The organism is Nonomuraea sp. WAC 01424, from assembly GCF_003947315.1.
Lineage (GTDB): Bacteria > Actinomycetota > Actinomycetes > Streptosporangiales > Streptosporangiaceae > Nonomuraea > Nonomuraea spiralis.
On record NZ_QHHZ01000012.1, the window covers coordinates 167,887 to 188,603 of the forward strand.

Annotated in this window: 17 protein-coding genes; 2 read left to right on the top strand and 15 right to left on the bottom strand. The window is 72.4% G+C overall.

The features are described 5' to 3' along the window. Positions 1-119: 119 nt before the first annotated feature. The 7 genes from DMB42_RS31465 to DMB42_RS31495 form a co-directional block, all read right to left on the bottom strand. On the bottom strand, positions 120-1,814 hold the full coding sequence (locus DMB42_RS31465) for an ABC transporter family substrate-binding protein (RefSeq protein ID WP_185844952.1): 1,695 nt from the start codon (positions 1,812-1,814) through the stop codon (positions 120-122). A 20-nt stretch (positions 1,815-1,834) separates the two neighbouring features. Continuing rightward, positions 1,835-3,865 carry an ABC transporter ATP-binding protein gene (locus tag DMB42_RS31470; protein WP_125639746.1) on the bottom strand — a complete coding sequence of 677 codons (2,031 nt, stop codon included), beginning with the start codon at positions 3,863-3,865 and terminating at the stop codon, positions 1,835-1,837. Further along, entirely contained in the window at positions 3,862-4,761 is a 900-nt protein-coding gene (locus DMB42_RS31475) for an ABC transporter permease (RefSeq protein ID WP_125640264.1), read from the bottom strand. Before DMB42_RS31475 ends, DMB42_RS31470 begins: the two co-directional genes overlap by 4 nt. Continuing rightward, the gene (locus DMB42_RS31480) at positions 4,761-5,744 is read right to left on the bottom strand and encodes an ABC transporter permease (RefSeq protein ID WP_125639749.1); all 984 of its coding nucleotides are present in this window, start codon (positions 5,742-5,744) and stop codon (positions 4,761-4,763) included. The genes DMB42_RS31475 and DMB42_RS31480 overlap by 1 nt, the downstream gene beginning before the upstream one ends. An 83-nt stretch (positions 5,745-5,827) precedes the next feature. After that, positions 5,828-8,176 carry an AAA family ATPase gene (locus tag DMB42_RS31485; protein WP_125639752.1) on the bottom strand — a complete coding sequence of 783 codons (2,349 nt, stop codon included), beginning with the start codon at positions 8,174-8,176 and terminating at the stop codon, positions 5,828-5,830. A gap of 64 nt (positions 8,177-8,240) precedes the next feature. Further along, a complete protein-coding gene (locus tag DMB42_RS31490; RefSeq protein ID WP_125639755.1) occupies positions 8,241-9,137 on the bottom strand; it encodes a haloalkane dehalogenase in 897 nt (298 codons plus the stop codon). 15 nt (positions 9,138-9,152) lie between these two features. Beyond that, positions 9,153-10,883: a tetratricopeptide repeat protein gene (locus DMB42_RS31495; protein ID WP_260478058.1), complete on the bottom strand. Its 1,731-nt coding sequence runs from the start codon at positions 10,881-10,883 to the stop codon at positions 9,153-9,155. Positions 10,884-11,138: 255 nt separating this feature from the next. On the opposite strand from DMB42_RS31495, the gene DMB42_RS31500 reads away from it, so the two are divergent. Together DMB42_RS31500 and DMB42_RS31505 are read left to right on the top strand one after the other, a co-directional pair. Beyond that, on the top strand, positions 11,139-12,668 hold the full coding sequence (locus tag DMB42_RS31500) for an MFS transporter (protein ID WP_125639761.1): 1,530 nt from the start codon (positions 11,139-11,141) through the stop codon (positions 12,666-12,668). Positions 12,669-12,703: 35 nt separating this feature from the next. Continuing rightward, positions 12,704-13,363: a DoxX family membrane protein gene (locus tag DMB42_RS31505; RefSeq protein ID WP_185844953.1), complete on the top strand. Its 660-nt coding sequence runs from the start codon at positions 12,704-12,706 to the stop codon at positions 13,361-13,363. On the opposite strand, the gene DMB42_RS31510 is transcribed toward DMB42_RS31505, so the two are convergent. From DMB42_RS31510 to DMB42_RS31545, 8 genes are all read right to left on the bottom strand, one after another. Then, the gene (locus DMB42_RS31510) at positions 13,349-14,263 is read right to left on the bottom strand and encodes a DMT family transporter (RefSeq protein WP_125639767.1); all 915 of its coding nucleotides are present in this window, start codon (positions 14,261-14,263) and stop codon (positions 13,349-13,351) included. The two genes, DMB42_RS31505 and DMB42_RS31510, sit on opposite strands and share 15 nt — an antisense overlap. A 71-nt stretch (positions 14,264-14,334) precedes the next feature. After that, complete coding sequence (gene sthA, locus DMB42_RS31515; protein WP_125639770.1) at positions 14,335-15,738, bottom strand: Si-specific NAD(P)(+) transhydrogenase; 1,404 nt, start codon at positions 15,736-15,738, stop codon at positions 14,335-14,337. A 76-nt stretch (positions 15,739-15,814) separates the two neighbouring features. Continuing rightward, entirely contained in the window at positions 15,815-16,660 is an 846-nt protein-coding gene (locus DMB42_RS31520) for a biotin-dependent carboxyltransferase family protein (protein WP_125639773.1), read from the bottom strand. Beyond that, positions 16,657-17,268: an allophanate hydrolase subunit 1 gene (locus tag DMB42_RS31525; protein WP_125639776.1), complete on the bottom strand. Its 612-nt coding sequence runs from the start codon at positions 17,266-17,268 to the stop codon at positions 16,657-16,659. Before DMB42_RS31525 ends, DMB42_RS31520 begins: the two co-directional genes overlap by 4 nt. After that, positions 17,265-18,020, bottom strand: a complete 756-nt coding sequence (locus tag DMB42_RS31530) for a LamB/YcsF family protein (RefSeq protein ID WP_125639779.1) — start codon at positions 18,018-18,020, stop codon at positions 17,265-17,267. Before DMB42_RS31530 ends, DMB42_RS31525 begins: the two co-directional genes overlap by 4 nt. A 16-nt stretch (positions 18,021-18,036) precedes the next feature. Then, positions 18,037-18,807 (bottom strand): thioesterase family protein, encoded by a 771-nt coding sequence (locus DMB42_RS31535; RefSeq protein ID WP_185844954.1) that lies wholly within the window; start codon positions 18,805-18,807, stop codon positions 18,037-18,039. 20 nt (positions 18,808-18,827) lie between these two features. Continuing rightward, positions 18,828-20,318, bottom strand: a complete 1,491-nt coding sequence (locus DMB42_RS31540) for a hypothetical protein (protein ID WP_260478073.1) — start codon at positions 20,316-20,318, stop codon at positions 18,828-18,830. Positions 20,319-20,459: 141 nt separating this feature from the next. Continuing rightward, positions 20,460-20,684: a hypothetical protein gene (locus tag DMB42_RS31545; RefSeq protein WP_125639785.1), complete on the bottom strand. Its 225-nt coding sequence runs from the start codon at positions 20,682-20,684 to the stop codon at positions 20,460-20,462. Positions 20,685-20,717 lie beyond the last annotated feature (33 nt).

A 20,717-nucleotide genomic window follows, 5' to 3' on the forward strand; every position in this document is an offset into this window, starting at 1 on the left:
CTTCTATCGCCCGCCACCGACACTCCGCCGCCACCGGAGTGCCGAAGCGGGAGATAGGGGAGGATATCGGACAGCATTCGACGGCCGCCTTCCGGCGTTCGCCCACCGCCGGGCCCGGGTCAGCCGGTGAAGCCGATGTCCTCGTAGCGCAGGTCGTAGAAGCCGCGGGCGCCGACGTTGGCCAGGGTCTGCTTGGCCGCCACGTTCTGCGGACGCTGGTAGAGCGGCAGGACGTTGACCAGCTTCCAGATCAGCCCGTCGGCCTCGTTCGTCTGCGTACGGGCCCCCGCCGGGTCGAGGTTCTGGGCCGCCTTGTCCATGGCCTGGTCGATCTCCGCCGAGCCCGTACGCCCGAAGTTGGCGTTCCAGGTCTTCCCGTCCGCCGAGTTCGCATAGATCCCATAGCTACTCGAAATCGGAAAGGGCGTCCCAATGTAGGCAAATGGCGTTATGTCGAAGTTGCCGGGGATGACGTACTTGGTGAAGAAGTCGTCGCTCGGCACCGCCTTGATCGTGAGCTTCACCCCGATCTGGGCCAGCATGTTCTGGGCCAGCTCACCCTCCGACTTGCTCAACTGCACCCCCGACGGCACGACGAACCGCAGGTCGAGCGGCTTCCCGTTCTTCTGCCTGACGGTCCCGTTCAGCTTCCAGCCGGCCGCGTCCAGCAGTTGCTTGGCGCGTTCGGGGTTGTAGACGCCGAGGTTTCCGGCGTTGTCCAGGTATCCCTCCTGGGTGTTCATGAGGAAGTGGTTGTTCAGCAGCGCGATCGGCCAGTCGAGCCCTTGCAGGTCGGACTGCGCGATGGCCTGCCGGTTGATGCCGAGCTGGACGGCCTGCCGCACGTTCACGTCCTTGAGCAGCTCGCTCGACCCGTTGAAGGTGAAGTGCCGGAAGTCGGGCCCGGCGGCCTGGCGTACCTGCGCCCCCTGGGTGCCCCTGGCCCGCGCGTAGTCGGGCGCCGACGGCCCGACGTCGATGAGGTCGAGCTCGCCGTTGCTGAACGCCCCGATCAGGGAGTCCTGCTCGGAGGCCCGGTAGATGATCTGGTCGAGCTTGGCCCGGTCGCCCCACCAGGCGTCGTCGCGCACGATCGTGATGGTCTTGGCCGTCTGGTCGAAGCCCTTGAACTTGAACGGCCCGGCGGTCATCGGGATCTGGTTCAGCCAGGCGTTGTTGAACGCCTGCGGCGTCTTGTTGGTGGAGGCCGGCAGCAGCGGCCCGAACAACGACTGCCAGTCGCCGAACGGCCGGATGAAGGTGACCTTGACCTCGTAGTCGTCCTTGCCCCGCTCCACCTTCTGGATGTCCTGGTAGCCGGTGGAGGAGACGATGTGGAACTCGGGGTTGCGGCCGTTCAGCGCCTGCCACTGCGCCTGGTAGTCGGCCCAGGTGATGGGCTGCCCGGTCGACCACTTGGCCTTGGGGTTGAGGGTGTAGGTGACGACCTGCTTGGGACTCTGGTCGGTGACCTTGGCGTCGAGCACGTAGTCGCGGTCGACGGAGATCTCCGCCTTCTCGTCGGAGACGAACGGCGAGGGCAGCAGCGCGTTGCTGATCACGGCCGCCATCGCCAGGTTGCCGTCGACGTGGTTGCGGTTCCACTGGGTGGGGAACTCGTTGATGCCCCACCGCAGCGTGCCGCCGTCCTTGACCTTGTCACGCGGCTGCGGGTTGATGTCGAAGGCTCTGATGGTCTTGTGCGTGCCCTCCGGGCTGCTCGTCGAGCCGCCCCCCGAACCGCCGCCGCCGCAGCCCACCAGGGACAGTGAGCCGGTCACCGCGACGGCCACGACAAGACGTGAAGCTTTCATCTGCGCGCATTCCTCCTGATCTAGACGACGTCACGCCTCTCGGCGTAATGGCAGGCCGCGCCCTGGTCGTCGCCCACCGGCAGCACCTCGGGCTCGACCCGCACGCAGAGCGTGCGTTCGTCGTCGTCGAGCTCCAAACGGAACTTCGGGCACCGGGTACGGAAGCGGCAGCCCGTCGGCGGGTCGGCCGGGCTGGGCAGGTCGCCTTCGAGCAGGATGCGTTCGCGTTGGCGCTCGCGCGCCGGGTCGGGCAGCGGGATCGCCGACAGCAGAGCCTGCGTGTACGGATGCGCCGGAGCCCCGTAGACCGCGTCCACCTGCCCGATCTCGGCGATCCTGCCCAGGTACATGACCGCCACCCGGTCGGCGATGTACCGCACCACGGCCAGGTCGTGCGCCACGAACAGGTACGACAACCCGAGCCTGGCACGCAGCGACCCGAGCAGGTTGACGATGCCCGCCTGGATCGACACGTCGAGCGCGGAGACCGGCTCGTCCAGCACCAGCAGCCTCGGCTCCAGCGCCAGCGCCCGGGCGATGCCGATGCGCTGCCGCTGGCCGCCGGAGAAGTCCTGCGGGTAGCGGGCCGCGTGCGCCGGGTCGAGGCCCACCAGCGCGAGCAGCTCGCCGACCCGGCGGCCCGGACGGCGCTCCCCGTGGGTGCGCAGCGGCTCGGCCAGGATGTCGTAGACCGTCATGCGCGGGTCGAGCGAGGCCATCGGGTCCTGGAAGACGACCTGCATGTCCCGCCTGATCGCGGTGCGCCCGGCGCTGCCGAGCCGGGCGGTGTCGCGCCCCAGCACGACCACGCGCCCCTCCTGCGGCGGAACCAGCTCCAGGATCTGCGTCAGCGTCGTGGTCTTGCCGCTGCCCGACTCGCCGACCAGCCCCAGGGTCTCGCCCTGCCGGATGTCGAAGCTGACGCCGGCCACCGCGTGCACCGTGCCGACCCGGCGCTTGAACAGCGCCCCCTTGAGCAGCGGATAGTCCTTGACCAGGCCGTCCACCTCCAGGACCGTGCGCTCGCCGCGGACCGGCGGCGCGGCCGGCTCCATGGCCGCGTGACGGCCGGGGCCCTGGGGGTGCACCTCCTCCCAGCGGATGCACGCCGCCCGATGGTGAACGCCCACCTCGAACAGCGGCGGCTCGGCGGTGTCGCAGTCGGGGATGTGGAGGGGGCAGCGCGGCGCGAACGGGCAGCCCGGCGGCAGCGCCGCCGGGGAGGGCGGGTTCCCGGCGATCGGCGTCAGCGGTTGCCGCCCGCCCCGGTCGACCCGCGGGATCGAGGCCAGCAACCCCGCCGTGTACGGCATCCGCATCCGGTAGTAGATGTCGTCGACGTCGCCCACCTCGACCGGACGCCCGGCGTACATGACCAGCACGCGGTCGGCGAACCCGGCCACCACGCCGAGATCGTGGGTGATCATGACGATCGCCGCGCCGGTCTCCCGCTGGGCCTTCTTCAGCACCTCCAGGACCTGCGCCTGGATGGTCACGTCGAGCGCGGTGGTGGGCTCGTCGCAGATGATCACGTCGGGGTCGTTGGCGATGGCCATCGCGATCATCACGCGCTGCCGCATGCCGCCGGAGAACTCGTGCGGGAAGGCCAGCGCCCGTTCGCTCGGCGACGGGATGCCGACCAGTTCCAGCAGCTCGACGGCCTTGACCGCGGCGTTCTCCTTGCTCACCCGCTGGTGGATGCGTACGGCCTCGGCGATCTGGTCGCCCACCCGGTAGACGGGCGTGAGCGCCGACAGCGGGTCCTGGAACACCATCGACACGGTCTTGCCGCGGAAGCGGGTCAGCTCCCGTTCGGAGGCGCCGATCAGCTCCTTGCCGTGCAGGCGTACGGATCCGGTGACCCGGGCCGACGGCGGCAGCAGGCCCATGACCGCCGCCGAGGTGACCGACTTGCCCGATCCGGACTCGCCCACGATGCCCAGCACCTCACCCGGGCCGACGGCGTAGCTGACCCCGCGCACCGCGCGTACGTCGCCGAAGGACACATGGAGGTCGTTGACCTCCAGGACCGGGTTCGCCTCGGGGCTCATCGCCGGGCCGCCGGGTCGAAGGCGTCGCGCAGCGCGTCGCCGATGAGGTTGACCGCGAGCACGGTCACCACCAGCAGCCCCGCCACGAACCAGAACGTCCACGGGGCGTAGACCGCCGTGCGCGAGCCGTCGGCGATCAGCGTGCCGAAGGAGACGTCGGGCGGCTGGATGCCGAACCCGAAGTACGACAGCGAGGTCTCGGTCAGGATGGCGGCGCTGACGTTGAGCGTGGCGTCCACGATGAGCAGCGAGGACAGGTTGGGGATCACGTGCCGGAAGATGATCCGCACCGGCGTCACCCCCATGAAACGGGCGGCCTGGATGTACTCGCGCTCCTTCAGTGAGATCGTCATCCCCCGGACGATCTTCGAGGTCACCATCCACAGGAACAGCGCCAGCATGATCACGAACAGCACCCACTGCCCGGCCCCGAACAGCGGCGACATGATCGCCAGGATGAGGAACGCGGGCAGCACCAGCAGCAGGTCGGTCACCCAGCTCAGCGTCCGGTCGGTCCAGCCCAGGAAGTAGCCGGAGAAGGCCCCGACCACGGCCGCGACCGCCGTCGAGACCAGCGCCGCCAGCAGGCCCACGATCAGCGACTTCTGCATGCCGCGCAGGGTCACCGCGTAGACGTCGGCGCCTGTTTGGAGCGTTCCGAACCAGTGGCGGGCCGAGGGCGGCTGCAGGAACGCCGTGAAGTCCTTGTCGGTGTACGTCCACGGGCTGAACAGCGGCCCTGCGAACGCCAGCAGGAACATCAGCGCCAGCACCGCGAACCCGATGATCCCCTGCGCCGAGTGGAAGAAGCGCGCGGCCACCACCCGCAGCCGCGACGGCGCCCGGCCCAGGTCGGTGGTCAGCTCCTCGGCCAGCTCCTCGTCCGAGAGCGTCATCACGCCCGCACCCTCGGGTCGAGCGCGGCGTGCACCAGGTCGGAGGCGAGCGCCGCGCACAACACGGCCACGGCGGCGAGGAAGGAGATCGCGGCCACGGTGTTGACGTCGTTGGTGAAGATCGAGTTGATCAGCTGCTCGCCCAGCCCGTGCCAGCCGAAGATCTTCTCGGTGAAGGTGGCCCCGGTCAGCAGGCTGCCGAACGTGAAGGCGAAGTAGGTGGCCACCGGGATCAGCGCGGTGCGCAGCGCGTGGCGGGTGAGCGCCTTGCGCCTGCTCAGCCCCTTGGCCCTGGCCGTACGGACGAAGTCGGCGCCGAGCACGTCGAGCATCATGTTGCGCTGGTAGCGGCTGAAGACCGCGATCAGGCCCACGGACAACGAGATCGTCGGCAGCACCAGGTGTTGCAGCCGGTCGAGCACGTGACCCCAGAACCCGGTCTGCAGGCCGTCGCTGTACTCGCCGCTCACCAGCAGCACCTGGCGGCCGAAGACGTTGTCGTTGGCCCAGGTGCCGGCCAGGATCAGCATGTTGGCCAGCACCACGACGGGCACCGCGAGCACGACGAACGACAGGCCGGTCGAGAGCCGGTCGAACCAGCCGTACTGCCTGACCGCCGCGTACGCGCCCAGCAGCACCCCGAGCAGGCTCCCGAACAGCAACCCCAGGATGACCAGCCGGAACGTGACCCCCATCCGGCGTTTGAGGTCCTCGTTGACCGGCGAGCCGGTGACGGTCTTGCCGAAGTCGCCGTGCAGCACGCCCGAGGCCCAGGTGGCGTAGCGCTGCAGCAGCGGGGTCTTGTCGTTGAGGTTGAGCGCGGTGAGCTGGGCGTCGACGACGGCGGGCGGCGGCTTGGGGGTGCGGTCGGCGTAGTTGGAGCGCGGGTCGAGCGCCCCGGCCGCCAGCAGGTACGCCAGGCTCGCGGCCACGGCGACCAGCACCACGTAGTTGAGCAGCCTGCGGGCCAGGAACCCCGCCATCGTCCCCCTCCCGGACGCACACGATAGGTAGTCATACTGCTACAGGCGGCAGCATCGTGGCGCGGGGAAATGCCAAAGAGGGGTTAACGTCCGGAAAGTTCGTCCACGGCGGTGCGCACGTCGTCGCTGGTGATCGTGGTGAGGTCGGCCGCGGTGGCCGCCCCGCCGCCCGCCGCCTGGGCCGCCAGGCGCACGTCGCGGCGCATCGCGGCCCGCTCGAACAGGGATCGGGCGAAGCGGCCGTTGCCCAGGCCGTCGATCAGCCGTTCCTCGCACACCCAGGCGAACACCTCGTCGAGGTCGCGCTGGGCCTGCTCGTCGAAGGTGTCGCCGGCCTTCTCCGCCAGCAGCACCGCGATCTGCGACAACTCGCGCGGGGCGTAGCTGGGGAAGGCCACACGCTGGTTGAACCGGCTGGCCAGGCCGGGGTTGGTGGCCAGGAAGGAGTCCATCTCGCGGGGGTAGCCGGCCAGCACGACGACCAGGCGGTCGCGGTCGTCCTCGGCCCGTTTGAGCAGGGTCTGCACGGCCTCGGAGCCGAAGGCGTCGCCGCCCGCGTAGCCGGGGTTGACCAGGCTGTAGGCCTCGTCGATGAACAACACGCCGCCGAGCGCGCGGTCGACCAGCTCGTTGGTCTTGATCGCGGTCGCGCCGAGGTGCTGGCCGACCAGGTCGGCCCGGTGGGCCTCGACCACGTCGGGCCTGGCCAGCAGGCCGAGCGCGGCGAAGACCCGGCCGAGCACCCGCGCGACGGTGGTCTTGCCGGTGCCGGGCGGCCCGGCGAAGACGAAGTGGCGCATCTGCGGCGGCGTGGGCAGCCCGCGCTCCTGCCGCATCCGGGCCACCTGGAGCTGGGCGGCGATGGCGTGCACCTGGCGTTTGACCGGTTCGAGGCCGGCCATCCTGTCGAGGTCGGCCAGCGCCTCCTCCAGCGTGGGGGTGGCCACGTAGCCGCGGAAGCGGGCGGTCAGCTCCTCGAACGCCTTGGTCACGTCGGGCGTGGCGGTGGTCACCAGGTCCTGTGTGGTCGGGGTGCCGCCGGCGCCCACCACCCGGACGTCCCTGGCCTGCGCGGCGGCCTCGACCAGCGTGCGGACGAACCGGGCGTTGCCCAGCTCGTCGACCAGGCCGCGCCGCTGGACGTCGTCGTAGAGGCCGAGCAGGGCGCGTTTGGTGTCGGGGCCCATCGTGTCGCCCCTGCGCCGCTGGAGCACCTCGGTGATCTCGGCCAGCTCGGCGGCGGAGTAGCTGGGGAAGCGCACCCGGGTGGCGAACCTGCTGGCCAGGCCCGGATTGCTGGACAGGAACGAGGCCATCTCCTGCTCGTAGCCGGCCAGGATGATGATCAGGCGGTCGCGGTCGTCCTCGGCCCGTTTGAGCAGGGTCTGCACGGCCTCGGCGCCGAACCTGTCGGGCTGGCCGTCGGAGGAGTTGACCAGGCCGTACGCCTCGTCGATGAACAACACGCCGCCGAGCGCCCGGTCGACCAGCTCGTTGGTCTTGATCGCGGTCGCGCCCAGGAACTCGCCCACCAGGTCGGCCCGCTGCGCCTCGACCACGTAGGGGGTCTCCAGCAGGCCGAACGCGTAGAAGATCTTGGCCAGCGCGCGGGCCACGCTGGTCTTGCCGGTGCCAGGGGGGCCGACGAACACGAAATGCCTGGTCGGACGCCCGGCGGTGTAGCCGGCCTCGGCGCGCAGCCGGGTGGCCTCGATGGAGGCGGCGATCGAGCGCACCTGCTCTTTGACGGGCGCCAGCCCGATCATGCCCTCCAGCTCGGCCAGCGCGTCCTCGACGGAGATCTGCGGCGGCGCCGCCGCCTTGTCGGACTGCTGCTCCGGCTTGCCCTCGCGGCCTCGTACGCGGACCTGCTGCTCCTCCACGGTCAGCTCGGCCCTGGCCCGGCGCGCCTGGAGGAACCGGTAGACGAGGACGACGGCGGCCACCAGGCAGGCGCCCCAGAGCGCGATCGTCGCCGACAGGGGGGAGAGCGCGGCGGCCACCGCCGCCGCCGGTACGAGCGCCGCCAGCGTGGTCACCCACGGCGTGACCCAGCGGATGAGATGGGCGGCGGCGGCGACCGGCAGGGCGAGCCCGAGCATCGCGTGCACCGCCAGGGAACCGGCCGGGAAGAGCCCGGAGAACAGCGGCAGCGCCAGCACGGCCCAGCCGGCCACGACCAGCGCGGTCGCCGCGGCCCGCGGGAAGCGCATGGTCAGCGCCACGAAGGCGAGCGCCAGCAGCACAAGAGGGAACGTCTTCAGCAGATCCCAGCCGAGCGCCGCCCCCACCCCCATGGCGGCCACGAGCAGCACGGCGTAGAGCACCCGGCGCACAGCCGGGGGAATCTGGAAATAACGCAGCCGCACCTGCTCGAACAGATCCCGCGCCGCGGCCCGCCCCGCGGCCTGGGCCCTGTCGGACTCACGCATCACGCCTCCCCGGTCCGCCCCCGGTTATACCGCACCGGACCGACGATTGGGCGGGCCTGACACGCTAGGTGGAGGTCACGAAAAGGGCGATCTGACGTCCGAGTTCGGTCCCGGCGTCCTCCTGGAGGAAATGGCCGGCGCCGGCGATCACGGGATGGGACAGCCCGGCCGTGCCCGCGATCGCCTTGAGCATGACGGGCGCCATGCCGCCGGTGATGGGGTCTCCGTCGGAGAAGGCCACCAGGAACGGCCGGTCGAGCGTCGTGAGGATCTGCCAGGCAGCGCGGTTGGCGGGCGCGGCAGGGTCGTCGGGCGTGGTCGGCACGAGTCCGGGCAGGGCACGCGGTCCCGCCTTGTACGACTCGTCCGGGAACGGCGCGTCGTAGGCCGCGCGTACCTCGTCGCCGAGCCGGGTCCGGCAGCCCGCCTGGACGAACCGGGCGATGTCCAGCGTGGGGGCACCGGTGACGGCGTCCTTGAAGCGGTGCCAGACCTCGGGCATGGGAATGTCACCCGTGGGCAAGCCCGTGTTGGCGGCCACGATCCTGGCGACGCGCCCCGGATGCTCGGCGGCGATCCGCAGCCCGATCAGGCCGCCCCAGTCCTGGCCGACGACGGTGACGCCGTTCAGGCCGAGGGCGTCGAACAGCAGCGCGCGGGTCCACTCGACGTGCCGGGCGTAGGTGTGGTCGGCCGGGTCGGCCGGTTTGTCGGAGCGGCCGAAGCCGATGAGGTCGGGGGCGATCGCGCGTAGCCCGGCCGCGGCCAGCTCGGGCATGACGTGGCGGTAGAGGAAGGACCAGCTCGGCTCGCCGTGCAGCAGGACGACCGGCTCGCCGTCCTCGGGGCCCGCCTCGACGTAGGCCATGCGCGGGCCGTCGGGCAGGTCGGCGTACCGGGGCTCGTAGGGGAAGCCGGGCAGGCCGGCGAAGCGGTCTTCGGGGGTGCGCAGAGTCCGCATAGAACAAAACTCTAGTCAGCGTCGCTGGTGACGTCCGGGGAACTCGCCGACGAGCACCTGTTTGGGGGTGATGCGCAGCACGTCCGGGCCGGCCCTGGCGATGCCGCGCACCTCGACCCAGAACCGGCGTTGCAGCGGGTCGGCCGCGAACACCGCGACCCGGGGGTCGGCCTCGACGGCCTCCCATACCCGGGGTTCGGCGATCAGCCGCAGCTCGCCCGAGGAGGTGAGGGAGCCGGCCGCGCCGACGACCCGCGGGCCCATGGAGTCGCCGTAGGACAGCACGAGGCTCCTGGCGTAGGCGAACGCCTGGCGTACCTCGGAGGTCAGCGCCACCGAGGGCGCGCCGCCCATGGGCAGGTCGCACATGACGAGAGAGGCCCGCCAGGGTCCCGGCGCGCCGTGCCACCACGCGCGCAGGGCCCGTACCGCGAACACCGCCACCGCCGCGCCGAGCGCGCCCAGGCCCGCCCGCCATCCCCACGGCGATCCCAGCGCGCCGCCCGCGGCGCAGCCCAGCGCGGCCAGCGCCACCAGCGCGCCCGCGGCCAGCAGCCCCGCGTCGCCCCTCCGCCGGGCGCGCAGGCAGGCCCGCACCATCGGGTACGGCACCGCCACCGCCGCCACCGCGGCCCGCGGCTCGACCGCCAGAGCCCCGGCCGCCAGCGCCACCAGCACCGACCACGTCCTGATGAGCACGATCCACAACGTCACCCCGGTGTCGCGCGCCGCCGTGCGCTCCCCGGGTACGGCCCCCAGCTCGGCCAGGGCCGACATCGGCCGCCCCCGCCACGCCTCCGCCAGCACCCGTACGACCGCCAGCGCCGGCCACCCCAGGACCACGATCCCGGCCAGCCCTGCCCAGACCGGGTCGAGCCAGGACGGCGTCGCGGGCACCGCGCCCAACAGCAGCCAGGCGGCGAACGCCGGCACCGACAACCCGGCCGACAACACGGCCGCGCCCAGCCAGGGATCGCGCCCCGCCATCGCCGGCACGTACGCCCAGACGCCCACCCGCCGCGCCTGCCGCACCGTCAGGGGCACCAGCGCGGCCAGCGCGCCGATCCCGCACACCTGGGCCCACGCCCCCGCCTCAAGGGCCAGCGCGGCCGCCGTGACGGCGATCGTGGCCAGGGCGAGCAACAACCGGGTCTGGCGCGCCCACACCTCCAGCGCCCGCCTGGCCCGTCCCGTCTGGCGGGGATCGACCGGCCAGGCGGGGTCGTGGTGCGGACGCGGCCGGTCCCAGCGCAGCAGGGACAGGGCCAGGTTCACGCGGGCCTGCGGATGGCCGGGATCGCGGGCGAGCGCGGCGCGGTAGGCCCGCTCGGCGTCCGGGTGGTCCCCGCGCAGCAGCGCCAGGTCCCCGAGCAGCACCTCCGGATCGGCCTCCTCAGGGGCGAACCGGGCGGCCAGGACGGCGTCGGCGACGGCCCCCGCCCAGCGGCCGGGGATCCGGCGGGAGATCGCGGCCAGGCGCAGGCGGGCCGACCAGGAGCCGGGTGCGAGGTCCACCGCGCGCTCGGCGGGGGGCAGGGCGTCGGCGTCGCGTCCCTGCCGCTCGTGGGCCAGGCTGATGAGGCGGTGGGCCCATTCGTCGGCCGGGTCGAGGTCGGCCGCCCGGCGCGCGGCCTCCAGCGCCGACTCGGGACGGCCGGCGTTCAGCCTGGTCAGCGCCTCGGTGCACCACTCGCGTGAGGACTTATCGGAAATATCGTCTTTCCCGGCACTGCCATCGATCCCCACGGCTTCCATGATCTGGCGGCGGGGGAGCGTTGGGTAGATCCCGACATATGGCTGTATCTCTCTAGAGAGGTATGGCGGGTCGTGGATGCGCCGATACCGCTATCCCCGGCGCCTGGCATGGCTTAAGCTGCCACGCAAGCCGGAGCGGAGAGCCGCGGCAGGAGAGGGCAGGAGATCGCCCCCCGCGAGTTTCGTCGCTTTCGACCATTTTGCATGTGCGGGCCCTGGTGACCGGATCGGCCTGCGAGGAGGCCCATGACCGTCACACAGGCCGCACCCCTCGTACGGCGTGCCGGCCGCGAACCCCGGGACAACCGCTGGGCCGTCCTCGTCCTGCTCTGCCTGAGCCTGCTCCTGATCACGGTCGACGCCACCGTCCTGCACATCGCGGTGCCCGCGCTCACGGCCGCGCTGGAGCCGTCCGCCGTGCAGCTGCTGTGGATCATCGACATCTACTCGCTCGTCGTCGCGCCGCTGCTCATCGTGTTCGGCACGCTCGGCGACCGTCACGGGCGCAAAAGGCTGGTCCTGGGCGGCTTCGTGCTGTTCGGCCTGGCCTCGGCGGGGGCGGCGTTCGCGCCCACCCCGCTGACCCTGATCATGGCCAGGGCGCTGCTCGGCGTCGGCGGGGCCATGATCATGCCGGCCACGCTCTCGCTGATCCGCCAGGTGTTCACCGACCGGCGCGAGCGGGCCGTCGCGCTCGGCGTCTGGAGCGCGGTCGCCGCGGCCGGCGCGGCGGTCGGCCCGCTGATCGGCGGCGTGCTCGTCGGCGTCTGGTGGGGCGCGGTGTTCCTGATCAACGTGCCGATCCTGCTGGTGCTGCTGCCCGCGGCCGTACGGCTGCTGCCGGAGTCGCCGCGGCGTACGGAACGCCCTTGGGACTCCCCGAGCGCCGTGTTGTCGGTGCTCGGCATCCTCGCCCTGGCCTTCGGGCTGAAGGAGGCCGGGTCGGGGAGCCTGCTGCCGTTCTGGGCCTCGGTGCTGGTGTTCCTCGGCGGGGCCGGGCTGCTGGTCGCGTTCGTACGCCGCCAGTCCCGCCTGCCGGCGCCCCTGCTGGAACTCGGGCTGTTCCGGCGGCGGGAGTTCACCACCGGCGTGGCCGGCGTGCTGCTGGGCGTGTTCGCGCTGGTCGGCCTCCAGCTCATGCTGGCCCAATACCTGCAGCTCGTGCTGGGCGACAGCCCGCTGCGCGCGGCGGTCAGGATGTTGCCCCTGGTGTTGTCGGCCGTCACCGGCGGGCTGGCGGCGGCCCACATCCTGCCCAGGATCGGCATGCGCGCCACCATGAGCGGCGGGCTCGGGCTGGTCGCGCTGGCCCTGACGCCCACGCTGAGCTGGGGCGTCGAGGGCCATCCCGTCATGCTGGCGGTCTGCTTCGTGGGCATCGGGTTCGGCGTGCAGGTGGCGCTGCTGGCCGCCTCCGACACGATCATGTCCACGGTCCCGGAGTCCCGCGCGGGCGGGGCCGCGGCCATCGAGGAGACCGCGTACGAGCTGGGCGCGGGCCTCGGCGTCGCCGTGCTCGGTACGATCACCACGATCGCCTACGCGCCCGCGCTGCCCGCCGTGCCCGGCGTGTCCGCCGGTGGCATGGACCAGGCCAGGCAGTCGCTGGCCGGAGCCGCGCACGTCGCCCGCGAGATCGGCGGCAGCACCGGCGGCGCGCCCGTCGACGCCGCCCGCTGGGCGTTCGTCAACGCGCTGCACACGACCGTGGTCGTCAGCGTCGTCCTGCTCAGCCTGACCGCCGTCGCCGTGGCCGTGCTGCTCGGCCGTGATTGAGGTGTGCCATGTCCCGCTCCGGGCAGACAAGTACCGTGAAACAGGGCCTTCGTGATATCGCCGCTTTAGTCGCCCGCGTCGGCGTGGGCGGCATCTTCTTCGCCAACGGCTGGACCAAGCTCGAGGACGGTCTCACGGCCACCGGCGCGAAGTTCCTCCAGCAGGGCGCGCCCGCCCCCGGCGCGTGGGCCACGGTCACCATGCTCACCGAGCTGATCGGCGGCGCGCTGCTGATCGCCGGGCTCGCGGTCTCCGCCACCGGGCTGATCCTGTTCGCCGAGGCGCTGGCGGTCTTCGTGGTGGCCCCGCCGCTCAATCCCATCAGCCTGAACGAGCTGATCCTCCTCGGTACGGCCGCCATCCTGCTCGCCGTCGTGGGCGCGGGACGGTTGTCGGTCGACCACATGGTCGTGATCCGCAGGAGGGAGACCGAGGCGGCCAACGAGTTCGCCGCCGACGCCGAGGCCGACCGCGTCCTCGCCTCGCTGCGCGACTCCGACGAACCCGCGCCCGAGCCCGCGAAGGGCGCCGTGTCGCCGGGGGAGGACACCGCGCCGCACCCCCGGCCGCGCGCCGAGCCCGTCAAGAAGCCCGCGGCCGAGGAGCCCGTACCGGCGCCGGTCGCCGGGGACACGCTGGTGGCGGGCCGCAAGAAGCCCGCGCCGCGCGGCCGGCGTCCCTCAGCGGAGGGCTGAGCGGGCGGGCACGCGCAACGCGCCCTGCGTGAGCGCGATGGCCAGCAGGATGACGAGCGCGCCCACCGGCTGGTTCCAGCTGATCGTCTCGTCGAGCACCAGCACGCCGGAGACCACCGCGAACACCGGCAGCAGATACGTCACCGTCGAGGTCGTCGTCACGCCCGCCCTGGCCTGCACCCAGTACAGCAGCAGGTAGGCCACGCCCGTGCCGAGGCCGCCGAGCCCCAGCATGCTCCACCAGACCTCGGCGGGCGCCGCGGTGTCCACCAGCGGCACCCCGGCCACCAGCGTGATCACCGCGAGCTGGACGGCGCCGGTCAGGAGCTGGCCCGCGGCCAGCACCACCGGCGGCTCCGGGCGGCGCCCGGTGATGAACCGGCCCATGTACGCCCCGCCGACGCCGTAGCACAGCGCCGCGCCGAAGCAGGCCAGGCTGCCGCCGAGCTGCCCGCCCGCCATGGGCTGCCACACCCCGAGCACGACCATGACGCCCGCGAACCCGAGGCCGAGCCCGGCCGCCCGCGCCGCGGTCGCCCGTTCGGCGCGCAGCAGCAGGGTGAAGGCCAGCGTGCACAGGGGGGTGGTGGCGTTCCAGATGGCGGCGACGACGGAGGAGACGTACTGCTCGCCGTAGGCGAACAGGGTGAAGGGCAGGGTGGTGAGGACGACGGAGGCGATCTGGAAGTGCCCCCACAGCCGCGGGTCGCGGGGGAGCCCCTGGCGGGTGACCGCGAGCACCCGCAGCGCGGTGACCGCCCCGACCGCCATACGGCCGAACGACACCTGCAACGGGTGCAGCGCCCCCACCGCGATCTTGATGAAGAAGAAACTGTTGCCCCAGATGGCGGCCAGCAGCAGGAACGCCGGCAGCCACCTCCCCGCGGCCTTGCTCTGCACTCGACGCCTCCCGTAGATGAACCAGCGAGAGCGTAGCGAGAGAAACCGACAGAAAGTGTTTCGAAACGGACTCACATGTCGGCGGTGAGCCGGGCCACCACCCGCATCTTGTTCATCGCGTCCAGCGCCGCCACCTTGTACGACTCGGCCAGCGTCGGATAGTTGAACACCGCGTTGACCAGATAGTCGATGGTCCCGCCGCAGCCCATCAGGGTCTGGCCGATGTGCACCAGCTCGGTCGCGCCCGTGCCGAACACATGTACGCCGAGCAGCCGCCGGTCCTCCGAGGAGACCAGCAGCTTGAGCATCCCGTACGAGTCGCCGATGATCTGCCCCCTGGCCAGCTCCCGGTAGCGCGAGACGCCCACCTCGAACGGGATCCTGTCGCGGGTCAGCTCGTCCTCCGACTTCCCGACGAAGCTGATCTCGGGGATGGTGTAGATCCCGATCGGCGGCAGCTCCCGCAGCTCCTCGACGTGCTCGCCGACGGCGACCTGGGCGGCCACCCTGCCCTGCTCCATCGAGGTGGCGGCCAGGGCCGGGAAGCCGATCACGTCGCCGACCGCGTAGATGTGCGGCACGGCCGTGGCGTAGTGGGCGTCCACCCGGATCCTGCCGCGGTCGTCGGCGGCCAGCCCGGCGGCCTCCAGATTCAGCTCGGCCGTCTTGCCCTGCCGGCCCGCCGAGTACATGACGCAGTCGGCGGGGATCTTCTTGCCGCTCTCCAGCAGGGTCAGCGCGCCGCGCGGACGGCGTTCGACGGCGGCGACGTGCTCGCCGAACCGGAACGTCACCGCCAGGTCGCGCAGGTGGTACTTGAGCGCCTCCACGATCTCCAGGTCGCAGAACTCCAGCATGCGCTCGCGCCGTTCGACCACGGTCACCTTGGTGCCGAGCGCGGCGAACATGGAGGCGTACTCGATGCCGATGACCCCGGCGCCGACGACGACCATGGTCTCGGGCACGCGGTCGAGACGCAGGATCGCGTCGGAGTCGATGACCGTGCGCTCGTCGAACTCCACGCTGTCGGGACGGGCGGGGGAGGTGCCGGTCGCGATCACGATCTTGTCGGCGGTGACCTTGCGCTCCTCGTCGCCGCTGATCCCGATGGTGTGCGGGTCGAGGAAGCGGCCGGTGCCCGGCAGGACGGTGACGTGGTTGCGGCCGAGCTGGCTGCGGATCACCTGGATCTCGCGGCCGATCACGTGCTGGGTGCGCATCCCGAGGTCGGCGACGGTGATCTCGTCCTTGACGCGGTAGCTGGCGCCGTACAGCTCGCGCTGGTTGAGGCCGGTGAGGTAGAGGACCGCCTCGCGCAGCGTCTTGGAGGGGATCGTGCCGGTGTTGATGCAGACGCCGCCGATCATGTTCCGCTTCTCGACGACGGCGACGCGCCGGCCCAGCTTCGCCGCCGCGATGGCGGCCTTCTGCCCGCCGGGACCGGAGCCGAGCACCAACACGTCGAAGTCCGCCACATCGCCCAGTGTGAGCGTGCGGGGCCGGTGACGGAAGGGCCGCAGCCAAGACCGTGCGTACGTCGTCCGGATTCCGTCAGGTCCGGCGCCGGCGGGCGGGCCGCGTACTGAAGCGCACCTCGTCGCCCGGCCGGAGTTGCGCCGCGACCGGCAGGTCGGCCTCGCGCACCACCGCGATCACGGGATAGCCCCCCGTGGGCGGGTGGTCGGCCAGGAACACGATCGGCTGCCCGCTCGGCGGCACCTGCACCGCCCCGGTGACCATCCCCTCGCTCGGCAGCTCGCCCTTCCTGGCCCGTGCCAGCTCGGGCCCGCCCAGCCGCACCCCGACGCGGTTGCTGTCCTGGCTCACCACGTACGGCCCCCCGCACAGCGCCTCCAGCGCCCCCGGCGCGAACCAGTCGTCCCGCGGCCCCGCGAGCACCCGCAGCACGGCGGGCCCCGGCCCCGGCGGCGGCGCCAGATCGACCGAGATCTCCTCGACCGCGGCCCCGCCCACCGGCAGCAGCGTCCCGGCTCGCAGCGGCTCGGGGCCGAGGCCCGACAGCGAGTCGGTGGACCGGCTGCCCAGCACCGGCTCGACCGCGATCCCGCCCCGCACCGCCACGTACGTCCGCAGACCCCACTCCGGCGCCCCCAGCCGCAGCTCGCCGCCGGGCGGCACCCAGAACGGCACCCCCATGCGCGCCGCCGCCGGCGCCCCGGCCAGCGCCACCCACGCGCCGCCGTGGAAGCGCAGCCGCGCCATGCCGAACGTCACCTCGACGCCCGCCGCGTCCTCGCGGTTGCCCACCAGCCGGTTGGCCAGCCGCAGACTGTGCACGTCGGCCGCGCCCGACCTCGGCACCCCCAGATGGGCCAGGCCGGGCCGCCCGAGATCCTGGACGGTCGCGTAGGGACCGGGCGCGATCACCTCGATCATGCGCGTTCGAACCGCACGCGCGTCCCGGGCCTGAACGGCGACGGCGGATCGGCCGACACGTCCCACACCCGCGCCGACGTACGGCCCAGCAGTCGCCACCCGCCCGGCGAGGCGGTGGGGTAGACCGCCGAGTACGGCCCCGCGACCGCCACCGACCCGGCCGGCACCGACGTGCGAGGCGTGTCCAGCCGGGGCACCTCCAGCACCGGGTCGAGCCCGGTCAGATAGGCGAATCCCGGGGCGAACCCCAGCCATCCGACCACCAGCTCGCGCCCGGTGTGCCGGGCGACCACCTCCTCGGCCGGGATCCCGGCCAGCGCCGCCACGGAATCGAGATCGGCCCCGTCATAGACGACGGGAATCGTCACCACCGGCCCGGCCGGGACGTCCCCGGCGTCCCCGCCGGTCCGTACGGCCACGGCCGCCAGCCGGGCCCGCAACCGCTCCCGATCGGCGCCCGGCGCCACCACGAGCACGGTCTCGGGACCCGGCACGATCTCCACGACCCCTTCGGGCCGATCCGCGCGAAGCGCCGCGTCGAGCCGGTGCGAGGCCGCGAGCGACCCGGTCTCCACGAGCAGCGCGTGCTCTCCCGCCGTACGGATCACGCGAACGCCTGGAGGACCACTCCGGCCGCCAGCAGGTCGTTGCGCACGGCACGGGCCAGTCCGACGGCGTCAGGCGTGTCTCCGTGGACGCACAGCGAACGGGCGGGAACAGACACCCGGCTGCCGTCCACGGCCGTCACAGAGCCTTCCAGGGCCATCCCGCGGGCCCGCGCCGTCACCGCCGCCACGTCGTGGATCACCGCCCCCGCCTCCCGCCGCGGCACCAGCGCCCCCGCCGCCGTGTACGCCCGGTCGGCGAACGCCTCGCTCACCGTCGGGACGCCCGCGGCCGCGGCCACCTCGTGCACCGCCGCGACCGGCAGCGTCAGCACGGGCAGCGCGGGATCGTAGTCGGCGACGGCGTCGATCAGGGCCGTCGCCTGCTCCTTGTCGCGGCAGACGCGGTTGTACAGGGCGCCGTGGGGCTTGACGTAGGAGACCCGGCCGCCCATCGCCCTGGCGATGCCGTCGACGGCCGCGAGCTGGTAGAGCACCTCGGCGCACAGCTCCTCGGGCTCGACGTCCATCTCCCTGCGGCCGAAGTGGGCCAGGTCGCGGTAGGACACCTGCGCCCCGATCGACACGCCGCGGTCGACGGCCGCAGCGCACGTGCGTCTGATCGTCACGGGGTCGCCCGCGTGGAAGCCGCAGGCCACGTTGGCGCTGGTGACGATGTCCAGCAGCGCGTGGCCGTCGCCGAGCCGCCAGATGCCGAAACCCTCACCGAGGTCCGCGTTGAGGTCGATCACCATCCCACCATCATGGCGGTTAGGGCTCCCTCGGCGCGACGAACAACGTCTGAGTCGCCGTACCGACCTCGCCGAGCTCGTCGTACAGGGTGGACCGGGTCAGGCCGCGGCCGGAGGGGCCGATCGCGGTGGCCGCGTCCATGCAGATCCACTCGCCCGCGGGCGTGCGGAACAGCGAGATCGTCAGGTCGACGTTGACGAACACGTGGGTGGCGAAGTCGACGGCGGGGCTCACGCCGTTGCCGCTGTCGGCGAACACGGCCAGCCGCTCGACCGGGGTGATCTCCTCGCCCTCCACCAGCGGCACGGTCAGCCTGCCCCACACCGTGGCGGGGCCCGTACGCATCGGGGCGCCGCTGACGTACCGCCAGTCGAGCGCCCTGCCGTAGCCGAAGCCCGAGAGCAGCCACGAGGCGGCGTGCTCGGACGAGGGCGGCGGCACGGGCGCGGGCGGCGCGGGCGCCGGCGTGGCGGGGGTGTCCGCCTCGCGGATGCGCCACGCGGTGGCCCTGGCGTACTCGCGCCCGCCGGACAGGACGGACGCCGACAGGCACTGCACGCGCTTGCCGTCGCGGACGACGCCGGTGACGACCTCCAGCTCGGCCACGGGGACCGGGGAGAACACGTCGACCGCCAGCCTGGACAGCTCCAGCCCCGGCCGCGGCGCGGTCGCGGCCAGCTCGTGGACGATCAGGGCGGTCACGGGGCCCATGTGCTGGGTGCGCGGGTCCCAAGGGCCCTGGGTGTGCTCGGAGGCCAGGTAGCGCCCCAGGGCCAGACGGCGGTACATCGACATGACGGCGGTCGCCTCTAGATCTCGTCGGGGATGTCGGCGATGTCGTCGAGCGCCGCCGCCAGCTCGTCGGGGTCGCCCCCGATGCGCTCGGCGATCTCGATCAGCACGTGGAGCACGTCGTGACGGTCGTGGCCGAGGTCGAGCAGGCGCTGGGCGGCCTCCCACAACTGCGGCGGGTCGCCGTCCCACAGCCGGGTCGCGATCTCCTCGTGCCAGGCCAGGTGCTCCTGGTCGATCGTGCCGCCGTGGTCGATCTCGAGTAACGTGCGCCGGTCGGCCTCGTCGGCCGGGTTGAGCCTGTCGAGGTCGATCCCGTTGTGCACCCCTTGCAGGAATGGGAACGCGAACACCCGCCTGGCCAGCGCCGACAGGTCGCCGTCGGGCAGCAGCCGCTCCAGCAGCGGCCGGTCGAGCCCGAACGACGTCGGGTCGCGGTAGGCCTCGGGGAACTTGCCCGTGGCCTCCCACACCGCGTCGAGCGTGGCCTTGAGCCCCTGCTCGGGCAGGCCCGTACGGCGCGCGGCGAAGCGCACCCACGCCGACAGCACGTGCGGCATCGCCTCCTGCTCGGCCACGCTCAGCATCACCTTGCGCGGCAGCCAGTCGAGCAGGAACGTCTCGCTCTTGGTCGGGCTGATCCGCAGCGGCCGGTTGAAGTCGCGCTCGCAGCCGTAGTCGATGATGTGGTCGGCGCAGCGCGAGGCGGCCGACGGGTCCGACAGGTGCTCGGCCGCGTCGGAGGCCAGGAACTCCGCGGCCAGCATGGCCCGCCGCTCGCGGCTGTAGGGCGCCTCGATGTGCAGCGGCGCCGGACGCTTGCGGCCCGGCGGCAGCGCCTTGAGCCGGGCGCGGGCGAAGGCGTGGTAGGCGCTGTAGCTGTCGCTCACCGGCGGCGGCGTCTTGGGCTCCCTGGTGGCCTTCATGGCCGACTCCAGCAGCGCCCTGGCCTGCTCGGGCTGGATCTCCTCGAACAGCAGCATCGGGTTTCCGGCCGCCTGGGCCCTGGCCTGCTCCAGCAGCTTGTCGACGTGCGAGGAGACCCAGGCGTCGCGGGCCATCCCGCTCATGTTGTGGTCGACGACCACGACCAGCGCGTGGCGGTCGCTCGGCGGGGATGCCTCGTTCCAGCGGTAGGCGAACGTGCAGATCACCGTGTCCTGGTCGCCGTAGGCGTCGCGGGAGACGTAGCAGCCGGTGGGTTTGACCGCGCCCACCCTGTCGGCCCAGCCGGGCCTGGCCACGCCGGACTCCATCATCGCCAGCGCCGCCCCCTCGGCCTTGGCGCCCTGGCGGGCGGTGCCCAGGTAGGCCAGGCACACCAGCAGCGTCAGGGAGGCCGGGGTGCCGGCCTTGGCCGCGTAGTCGACCAGGCCCTCCCCGAGGACCTGCTCCACGTCACCGCCCCTGACCCGTCTGCCCCACCAGGCCCCGATCATGTCGGAGACCATCAGCTCCGCGTCGAGAGGGCTGCGCACCGCGAGCAGCTCGCGGGCCGCCTGCACCATCTCCTTGAACACGTCGTCTGGCGGGGTGCTCTCCCGGGGATCTCGTCGGTGTCGGCGCACGCCCTCACTCTCTCGTATTCCAGGCGCAAACGGTGAAGAGAACTCGGCCTGGTGACCCCGATGTTATCGGTGGAACCGCGCTCAGCGGGGACTTCGGGGCGGCGGGGCGGAGTTCACGATGGCGAGCAGGTGCTCGCGGGCGATGCGTTCCACGACCTCCGGCGTCGGCGGGACGCCGAGGTGCTCCGCGCATGCGCACACATCGGCCACGCACCGGTCGATGGTGTCCACGGGTACGGTCAGGAACTCTTCGGCCAGCCGGAGACTGACCGGCTCCCTGAGGAAGCGTGTGGCCAGAGCGAGCATAGTTGTGAGATTCCTCTGGAGACCCGGGAGCAA